This is a genomic window from Rathayibacter sp. AY1B7 (genome assembly GCF_002932735.1).
In the GTDB taxonomy this organism is placed as follows: domain Bacteria; phylum Actinomycetota; class Actinomycetes; order Actinomycetales; family Microbacteriaceae; genus Rathayibacter.
The window spans coordinates 1-9,003 of the sequence record NZ_PSWK01000052.1 but is presented as its reverse complement, the minus strand read 5'-3'; the positions used below and the strand labels follow the sequence as shown (position 1 = coordinate 9,003).

The window sequence follows — 9,003 nt, the reverse complement described above, 5'->3', positions numbered from 1 at the left end:
CCTCTCCCCTTGGCGCCCTCCGGCGCCTCTCCGCAGCCCCCCCGCCCCCGGGGGCGGGGGGGCTGCGGAGAGGCGCCGGAGGGCGCCAAGGGGAGAGGCCCGGTGGACCTCGGAGAAGAGCTCGCCGTGACTCGCAGGATCCGGCGCGACCTCCACCTCGAGGCCTCCGACGCCGCCAGCTGCACGGTTTGTTCACGGTAACAGGGCGTCTGCGCAAACTCAACGGCCCCCGTGAGCGGGGGTGGCATCACTTCACGGCGCCTGCGGTCCGCGCGGTCGCTTTCGTCACGGAGGAAGGATCCGCGGCGCCCCGTGGAACGGCGCAGGCGACGTGGGCCGGATCGGACGTTCGTCGTGAGTCGTGATCAGCACCGCCGTCCCGAGCCGCCGTCCTCTTTCTTCCACCGCCGCTCGCGCCTCCGCCGCCGCTGTCAAGAGGGGAGAGACGGTCCGCGCCCCTCGCCTAGGGTGCCGGGATGCCCCGCACCCGGACGTCCCGCGCCGCCCTCGCCTGGCGGGAGGCGGTCACCGGCTCGCGCCTGATGCTCGCTCTCAAGACGGCGCTGGCGGTCGGCATCGCCTGGGCCGTCGCGCCGCTCGCTCCCGGAGTCGCGGAGCAGTACCCGTACTACGCGCCGCTCGGCGCCCTGGTCAGCATGTACCCGACCCTGATGGGCTCGGTCCGCACCGGACTGCAGACCCTGCTCGGCCTGGCGGCGGGGATCGGGCTCGCCGCCCTCGTGGTGGTCACCGTCGGCCCGACCTGGTGGACGATCCCGCTCGTCGTCGGGATCGGCGTGGTCCTCTCGGGGACGGGGTGGTTCGGCGCAGGCCGCGAGTACGTGCCGATGGCGGCCCTCTTCGTGCTGATCATCGGCGGGGCCGACGCCGAGGACTACTCCCTCGGCTACCTCGTGCAGATGGCGGTGGGCGTGGTGGTGGGGCTGCTGGTGAACGTGGTCGTCGCCCCCGGGCTCACCGTCGAGGCGGCCTCCGCCCGGGTCGACGCGTTCCAGCGCGAGCTCGCGGAGCACCTGCGCCAGCTGGCCGCCGCGCTCGAGGAGACGTGGCCACCCGAGCACGAGGCGTGGGCGCGCAACGGCGAGGAGCTGGCCCGGACGGCGGAGGAGGTCCGCGCGGCCCTCGCGGACGCGGACGAGAGCCGCAAGGGCAACCCGCGCGCGCTGCTGCACCGGCGCGACTCCCGGCCCGACCACCTCCGCCTCGAGACGCTCGACGCGATCCTCTTCCACGTCCGCGATCTGAGCGGCGCCCTCGCGGACACCATCTGGGAGCGGCCGGGCGCGCTCCCGTTCGATCCGGCGCTCGGCCCGCCGCTGAGCGAGGCCTGCCGGGCGGTCGCCGACGCGATCGACCGCGACGACGCCGGCTCCCCCGCCGCGCACCGGGCGATCGGGGGCGCGGCCCGCGCGATCCGGCACCTCGTGCAGGTCGTCGACGAGCGGACCGCCGCGACCTCCCGGACCCTCGGTCCCGGCGTCCTCGCGGCCATGCACCTCCGCCGCGTCCTGGTGCGCCTGCAGCACGACGGCGCGGAGCCGCAGGAGGAGTGAGGTCTGGCGCCTCCCGTCCCATACTGATATGGTGATGGGACATCAGGAGGACGGGGACGACGTGGAGCGGACGGTGACGACGACGAGCCTCCGTGGTCGCACGCCGGAGCGGGCGACCACGGAGGCTCACCTGGCCTTCGGGCAGGCGCTACTCGCAGACGAAGAAGGCGACCTCCACGTAGCCCATCGTCTGCGAACGGGTGTCGACGTCGGAGTTCTCGACGGTCACGCCGGACGCGGCGAAGCTGCTGCCTCCTGCGCCCGTCGACGCGTTGGCCGCGTAGGAGCCGCCACCCCGCACCCACAGGGACGTGCCGCCGCCGGCACCGCCGAAGTAACCGCCGCCGCCACCACCGGACGCATAGGTCACCTGGCGGCTCGCGTTCGTCCTCGCTGCGCCGGCACCGCCGTCGCGCCCGGAGCCCGGGCTGCCGAGAACCGTCTCGGTCACGTTGACCGTCGTCACACCGGGCTGCCCCGGCCCGGTCTGGCTTCCGCCGGTGCTCGGGGCCTGCTCCGTGGAGCCGGTGCTGCTGTCCGCGCGCGAGACGGCGCTGTCGTAGCCGGAGCCGCCGACGGGACCGCCGGACCCCGCGTTCGGCCCGACGCGGGCGGACCGGGTGAAGTCGTTCGAGGTGAAGCCGGCTGCGCTACCGCCGCCGCCGCCCGCGATGACGAGCAGGGAGCCCGCGGCGGTGATCCCGCTGGCCCCGCCCCCTCCTCCGGAGCCGATGTAGCCCGGAGTGCCCGGAGCCCCGCCGTTGCCGAGCCCCCGGCCGCCGGCCTGGTTGCTGCCGCCCGAGCCCGCGGTGATGACGATCTCGGACGCTCCGCCGAGCGCGTCGACGGGGATGGTGCCCGTCACCCGCGCACCGGCGCTGGTGACGTCCGACCCGGTGCGGACGCCGCCGCCGTCTCCGCCGACCGCCGTGAAGCGGACCCACTGGGTTCCCGCGGGCACGGGGATCGTCCGGGCCGCGAGCGCGGTGGTCGAGGTGGCGTCGATGCGCTGCGCGTCCTGCAGGGCGCACTGGGGGGCGGTCGAGGCCGACGCCATCGGAGCGGCGATCGAGGCGGCCACAACAGGAATCGCCCATGCGGCGCCCTTCACCACGGTTCGGCGCTGGGTCAGACGATCGGGGGCGCCGGTCGGCGTGCTGGTGTCTTCGTTCTGCATCGGAGTCCTTCTGTCATCGTGCACCCCTGGGTATCGGGGGCAGAGTCGGGTGAGAGGCGCGGGAGGATGCCCGTGCCGCTCCGACAGAGTCGCCTGCTCCGCGACGGGGCACGCCGCTCGAGGCCGCTCTGGCGCGAACCTGCCCAGAGGCGGCGCGCCGCGCCTCCCGCGCCTCATCCTCAGCAGCTTCTCCGCACCGCCGACCAGTCGTGCACGACGTCGCAGATGCCCCGTCGGACTCGCCGATACGGACCCTCCGAGCGGGCGGCCCGACTCGCGAGCACCCCGGACCGAGCGGCCCGGAGAGCCCGCGACGGGCGAGCGCAGCACCCGACGTCAGTCCGGCGCCGGCCCGCGACGGCCGAACGGGCAGCCCGGCGTCAACCCGGCGTCACGCCCCGACGGCCGAACGGCCAGCCCGGCATCAGCCCGGCGTCAGCCCGCGTCGGCGAGCAGCGCCTCGCGGTCGAGCCGCTTCGCGTAGCAGCGCGCGCTCGGCTCGTCGCCCCAGTAGCCGTAGCCCGCGATCGGGTCGTAGCCGGCGCTCGCGTAGAGCGCCATCGCCTCCGGCTGCTCCGTGCCGGTGACCAGTCGGAGCAGCTCCACGCCCTCGCGGGCCGCCAGCCGCTCGACGCCGGCGAGCAGCACGCGGCTGAGCCCGCGGCCCCGCGCGGCGCTCACCACGAACATCCGCTTGATCTCGCCGATCCCGTCCTCGACCGCGAGCGCCACGCAGCCGACGAGCCCGCCGTCGACCTCGAGCAGCAGGGTCGGAGCGTCGGCGGGAGGGCGCGGACCGGTGTCGTCGCCGCCGTAGCGGGCGAGGAGGTCGGCCTCCTGCAGGGCGAAGAGGTCCGTGGCTGCCGGGTCTCCGGCCGTGGTCTCGATCAGGCGGTGCACGGCACGATGCTACGGCGCGGCGGCGAGCCCCGCGGCGATCCCGGTCAGCTGCTCGAGCACGGCCCGCACGGCCGAGCGCTCCAGCGTCTCGGGCCGGGCGAGGCAGTCGATGTGGCGGCCGAGCCCCGGGATCCCGAGCGGCCGCAGCACCACCTCCGGCGTGCGCCGCAGGTCGGTCGTGTACCGCGGCAGCAGCGCCACGCCGTCGCCCGCCGACACGACCGCCGCCGCGACCAGGAAGTCGTTGATCCGGTGCGGGATGCGCGCGTCGCCGCCCGCGAGGACCGCGATGGCGTCGATCGCCCGTTCCAGGGGGAAGCCCTCGTGCACCGCGACCCACTCCTCGTCGCGGAGGTCGGCGGGACGGACGACGTCCTTCGCGGCGAGCGGATGGTCGCGCCGCAGCGCGAGGTCGAGCGGCTCGAAGAGGAGGGGCGTGGAGCGCACGGTCCCGGGCCACTCGGCGCTGCCGGCGAGCCGGTGCGCGACGACCAGGTCGTGATCCGCGGTCAGCCCGGCGAAGGCGCTCTGCGCCACGTCGAAGTCGGCGAGCGCGACGCCCGGCCGACCCGGTGCGCGCAGCGCCTCCAGCAGCGGGCCGAACATCGCCAGCCCCGCGCTGTGGAACGCAGCGACCGAGACGGTGCCGCTCGGCTCCCCCTCGAAGTCCGCGACCGCCCGCGCCGCGCGCTCGAGCGCCACCTCCACCTCGACCACGGCGGCCGCGAGAGCGCGGCCGGCGGGGGTCAGCGCGGTCCGGCGCCCGTCGCGGAAGGTCAGCGCCGTCGGCGTGCGGCGCTGCAGCGCGCTGATCTGCTGCGAGACGGAGGAGGGGGACACCCGCATCGCGGCGGCGACGGCGGCGATGCTCCCGCGCTCGCCGAGCTCCCGCAGAGCCCTGAGCTGTCCGAGTTGCATGAGCTCCAACTTACGCGTCGGCGAAGAAGATGCAGTCTTGTCCTGCGGGTCTCCGTGCCGCCACGATGAGCCGTGCGCGCTCTCCTCTCCCGCTTCCGGGTCGACCTCCTCCTGCTCGTGGTCGCCGCCTCCTGGGGCTCGACCTACTTCGCGGCGAAGGAGCTCGTCACCGACTCCAGCGTGATGGCGCTGCTCGGCTCGCGGATGACCCTCGCCGCCCTGTGCCTGGCCGTGATCGTCGCGGCGCGGCGGCACCGGATCACCGCGGCGGAGTGGCGGGTCGGCGTGACCATCGGGGCGCTGCTCGCGACGATCTTCGCGCTCGAGACCTACGGCATCGCCGGCACCTCCGCCACCAACGCGGGCCTCATCATCAGCCTGACGATCGTGATCACGCCGATCCTCGACTCCGCCGTCTCGAAGCGCCGCCTCCCGGGCCGCTTCCTGCTCGCATGCCTCGTCGCGGTCGTCGGAGTCGCGCTGCTCGCGGGCAACGGCGCCCTCCGCCCGCTCTCCCCCGGCGACCTGCTGATCCTCGGCGCCGCCGTCGTGCGGGCCGTGCACGTCACGTCGATGCACCGCCTCTCGGCGCGGGCGCCGATGGACTCCCTCCGCCTGACCACGGTGCAGCTCGGCACCTGCGCCGTCGTCTTCAGCGCCGCGTCGCTCGTCGTCGGCGTGCCGATCCCCGAGTACGTCGCGGGGCTCGACCCCGTGGGCACCGGCCTGTTCCTCTACCTCGTCCTGGTCTGCACCGTCTTCGGCTTCCTCGTGCAGACGTGGGCGGTCCGCCGCACCTCCCCCTCCCGCGTCAGCCTCCTGCTGGGCACCGAGCCGGTGTGGGCCGCGGTCGTCGGAGTCGCGCTCGCCCGCGACCCGATCGCGCCGGTCGGCTTCCTCGGCATCGCGCTGATCCTCGCGGGCACGGCCTGGGGCCGCTCCCTCGAGCAGCGGACGGCGCCCGACGCGCCGACCGCGGCGGCCGCTCCGGAGGCGCTGCTCGCCCCCGAGCCGGAGGACGAGCAACGGCGTCCCGTCGAGCGGTAGCCGGGTCAAGGGACTCGCGTGCGGCGCCCCGATGTGGGGGAATCGGATCGGGAGGCGTCCGCCGCGGGCGCCGCCGGAGGAGGATCCATGTCGCTCAGCGTGCTGTTCATCGGCGGGACGGGCATCATCAGCGCCGCCTGCGTCCGCGAGGCGCTGCGGCTCGGCCACGACGTGACCGTGCTGAACCGGGGGCGGACGTCGCTCCGCCCGCTGCCCGAGGGCGTCCGCGAGGTGCAGGCCGACGGCCGCGACCGCGACTCCGTCACCGCCGCCCTCGGCGACCGGAGCTTCGACGCCGTGATCGACTTCGTCGCCTTCACTCCCGAGCACGTGCAGCAGGACATCGACCTGTTCGCCGGCCGCACGGGCCAGTACGTCTTCATCAGCTCGGCCTCGGCCTACCAGAAGCCGCCGCGCAGCGTCCCGGTCACCGAGTCGACTCCGCTCCGGAACCCCTACTGGCAGTACTCCCGCGACAAGATCGCGTGCGAGGACCTGCTCGTGGCCGAGTACCGCGCGAGCGGCTTCCCGGTCACGATCGTCCGCCCCTCGCACACCTACGACCGCACCGCGCTGCCCGTCGACGGAGGCTGGACCGTCGTCGACCGGATGCGCCGCGGCCAGGAGGTGGTCGTCCTCGGCGACGGCACCTCGCTCTGGACACTCACGCACGCCGACGACGTCGCTGTCGGCCTGGTCGGCCTCCTCGGCGCCTCCGCCGCGATCGGCGAGGCCTTCCACATCACCGGCGACGAGACGCCGACCTGGGACGAGATCCACCGCTGCCTCGCCGCGGCGGCCGGAGTCGAGCCGCGCCTCGTGCACGTCGCCTCCGACGCGATCGCCGCCGCCGACCCCGAGCTCGGTGCCGGGATCATCGGCGACAAGGCGCACTCGATGGTGTTCGACAACGCGAAGATCCGCCGCCTCGTCCCGGCCTACTCCCCCTCGGTGCGCTTCAGCGACGGCGCCCGCGAGATCGTGGAGTGGTACGACGCCGACGAGTCGCGCCGCGTGGTCGACGAGCGGATGAACGGCCTGTTCGACGCGCTGATCGAGCGGTACCGGCCGCGCCCGCTGTGAGGGTCGGGCGGAGGGGGTGCGCGAGTCCGCCGGCTCCGCCCCTCCCGGCCGCTGCACCCGGCCCGGCGCCTCCGACCGCTCCACCTGCGCCGGCGCCCCCGCTCAGCCGATCGGCTCGAGCCGCACCAGGAACCCGCCCGGCACTCCCGGCTGCAGCTCCTGGTACTCGGACGGCACGCGGTAGGAGCCCTCGCCGACCGCGGTCACGGTGAAGGCGTCGTCCGTGCGGGTCCCCGCGAGGAAGACGGTGTAGACGTCTGTGCCGTCCTCGGTGGTGCGCTTCCCGGCCGCCGCGCCGACCCAGCGATGCCCGCCCGGATCGGCCGTCGCCGTCTCCCCGAGGGTCGCGTCGATCGCGGCCGGGTCGACGCCCACGGTGCCGATCCCGTCCTGGCACTCCCGCCAGACGCCCGTGAATCCCGGGTCGGGGTCGGAGTAGCAGAACATCATCGACCCGTCGGGCGCGACGTGCAGGTCGCCGTAGCCGCCGACCACCGGCCCGGAGACGGGGGCGGCCGTGGGCCCGGTCGTCGGCTCGGGGTCGGCCGGCGCGGTGCACCCGGCGAGCGCGAGGACGAGCACCGCCACCGCTCCCGCTCGCCACCTCATGTGCGCAACCTACTGGAGCCGCGCCCCCGCCCGTCCGTGTGCCGAGCCGGGAGTCCGCCGGGAGGCGGCCCGCCCTCAGACCAGCCGGCGGCCGCTGAAGCGGTCGACGGGGGCGTCGTGCCGCATCGCCCGCTCGTACATCCGCCGGAACGGCTCGGTGAGCACGCCGTTCGTGCGGTCCAGCGAGTCCTGCCAGGCCACGATCTCCCCCAGCTGCGCGGCGAGATCCGCACGGAGGGCCGCCTCGTCGACGGCGGTCGAGACGCCCTTCGAGACGACGACCCGGCCCGCGACGATCACGGTGTCGATCGACGAGCCGTTCTCGGAGTAGACGAGCTGGTTCTCGAGCCGCTGGCGCGGGGTGAAGTTCAGCGTCTCGAGGTCGTAGACGACGAGGTCGGCCTGCTTGCCGACCTCGATGCTGCCGGTGACGTCGTCGAGCACGGCGCTGCGCGCGCCTCCGATCGTGCCGGCGGTGAGCACCTCGGACACGGTCGGCCAGGTGGCGATGTCCGGATCCGTGACCTTGTGCAGGAGCGCCGCGGCCTTCACGACGTCGAGCATGCGCGGCGAGTCGCTGCTCGAGCAGCCGTCGGTGCCGAGGCCGAGGTTCACGCCCGCGTCGTGCAGCGCGCGCCACGGGGCGATGCCCGAGCCGAGCTTGAGGTTCGAGATCGGGTTGTGCGAGACGGACGTGCCGGCGGCGGCGATCCGCTCCATGTCGGAGTCGGTGAGCCAGATCCCGTGGGCGAAGGTCGTGTTCGGGGAGAGCGCGCCGATCCGCTCCATGTACTCGACCAGGGTCGAGCCGTAGGACAGCTCGCCGGTCACCAGCTGCGTCTTCGTCTCGAGGACGTGGATGTGACACTCCGCCCCGTGCTCGAGCGCCAGCTCGGTCGCCCCCACGAGCAGCTCGGGCCCGCACCGCTGAGGAGCGGACGGGGCGACCATGTAGCGCAGCCGCCCGCCTCCCCTCCCGTGCTGGGTCGCGAACGCCTCGCGGCTGAAGGCGAGGTAGCCCTCGGTCGTCGGGCGCGACGCCGACCGCGCCTGATCGAGGATCTCCGCCGGCACGTACTCCTCGAGGAACGGCATCGTCTCGTGGAAGGGCCTGCTGATCACGTGGCCCGAGATGTTGGCGCGGACTCCGATCTCGTCGTACGCGTCGAAGACCGCGGCGAGCTGCTCCGCGTCCTGGTCCGGGTTCTCGAGCACGTCGTCGACCAGGGTCGTGACCCCGGCCTTCAGCGATTCGAGGGCGAAGAGCGACGAGCGCAGCCGCACCAGATCCGGAGCGACGCGGCTGTTCCCGAGGATCGGGTACGACAGCAGCATCCACAGCTCGAGCGGCAGGTTGTCGTAGCGGCCCTTGTAGAGGTACTCCCACGAGTGGGTGTGGGCGTTGACGAAGCCGGGGACGACCAGGCGGTCGCGCCCGTCGATCACCTCGTCGCCCGGCTCGGGGACGAGGCCCGGGCCGATCGCGACGATCAGCTCGTCGACGATGCGGATGCTCGCCGTGATCGGGACGGCGCCCGAGACCGGGTCCATGGTGATCACGGCGGCGTCGGAGAGGAAGAGGGGCATGGCGGTTCCGTTCGTGGTGCGGCTGCGCTCGTCGCTCTTCGCCCTCGAATCGCTGAAGGCCGGGGTCACGACCCTGGTCGACGACGTGCTCGAGAACCCGGACCAGGA

The 9,003-nt window shown here is 74.2% G+C and carries 8 protein-coding genes; 3 read left to right on the top strand and 5 right to left on the bottom strand.

Features of this window, described 5'->3' with window-relative positions:
- Nucleotides 1–476 precede the first annotated feature (476 nt).
- Nucleotides 477–1,574 (top strand): aromatic acid exporter family protein, encoded by a 1,098-nt coding sequence (locus C5C95_RS16690; protein ID WP_104283006.1) that lies wholly within the window; start codon nucleotides 477–479, stop codon nucleotides 1,572–1,574.
- Nucleotides 1,575–1,722: 148 nt separating this feature from the next.
- Here C5C95_RS16690 and C5C95_RS16685 read toward each other — a convergent pair whose 3' ends face one another.
- The 3 genes from C5C95_RS16685 to C5C95_RS16675 all read right to left on the bottom strand — a co-directional run bounded on the left by C5C95_RS16685 (nucleotide 1,723) and on the right by C5C95_RS16675 (nucleotide 4,569).
- The gene (locus C5C95_RS16685) at nucleotides 1,723–2,751 is read right to left on the bottom strand and encodes a hypothetical protein (RefSeq protein ID WP_104351504.1); all 1,029 of its coding nucleotides are present in this window, start codon (nucleotides 2,749–2,751) and stop codon (nucleotides 1,723–1,725) included.
- 435 nt (nucleotides 2,752–3,186) lie between these two features.
- Nucleotides 3,187–3,651 carry a GNAT family N-acetyltransferase gene (locus C5C95_RS16680; RefSeq protein WP_104226986.1) on the bottom strand — a complete coding sequence of 155 codons (465 nt, stop codon included), beginning with the start codon at nucleotides 3,649–3,651 and terminating at the stop codon, nucleotides 3,187–3,189.
- A 9-nt stretch (nucleotides 3,652–3,660) separates the two neighbouring features.
- The gene (locus C5C95_RS16675; protein ID WP_104324890.1) at nucleotides 3,661–4,569 is read right to left on the bottom strand and encodes a LysR family transcriptional regulator; all 909 of its coding nucleotides are present in this window, start codon (nucleotides 4,567–4,569) and stop codon (nucleotides 3,661–3,663) included.
- 72 nt (nucleotides 4,570–4,641) lie between these two features.
- On the opposite strand from C5C95_RS16675, the gene C5C95_RS16670 reads away from it, so the two are divergent.
- Both C5C95_RS16670 and C5C95_RS16665 read left to right on the top strand, forming a co-directional pair.
- Nucleotides 4,642–5,616, top strand: coding sequence for a DMT family transporter (locus tag C5C95_RS16670; protein WP_219814776.1), 975 nt, complete (start codon nucleotides 4,642–4,644; stop codon nucleotides 5,614–5,616).
- Between the two features lie 87 nt (nucleotides 5,617–5,703).
- Nucleotides 5,704–6,699: an SDR family oxidoreductase gene (locus C5C95_RS16665; protein WP_104324889.1), complete on the top strand. Its 996-nt coding sequence runs from the start codon at nucleotides 5,704–5,706 to the stop codon at nucleotides 6,697–6,699.
- A 102-nt stretch (nucleotides 6,700–6,801) separates the two neighbouring features.
- On the opposite strand, the gene C5C95_RS16660 is transcribed toward C5C95_RS16665, so the two are convergent.
- Complete coding sequence (locus C5C95_RS16660; protein WP_146078486.1) at nucleotides 6,802–7,308, bottom strand: hypothetical protein; 507 nt, start codon at nucleotides 7,306–7,308, stop codon at nucleotides 6,802–6,804.
- Nucleotides 7,309–7,383: 75 nt separating this feature from the next.
- On the bottom strand, nucleotides 7,384–8,895 hold the full coding sequence (locus C5C95_RS16655) for an amidohydrolase family protein (RefSeq protein ID WP_104324888.1): 1,512 nt from the start codon (nucleotides 8,893–8,895) through the stop codon (nucleotides 7,384–7,386).
- Nucleotides 8,896–9,003: the final 108 nt, after the last annotated feature.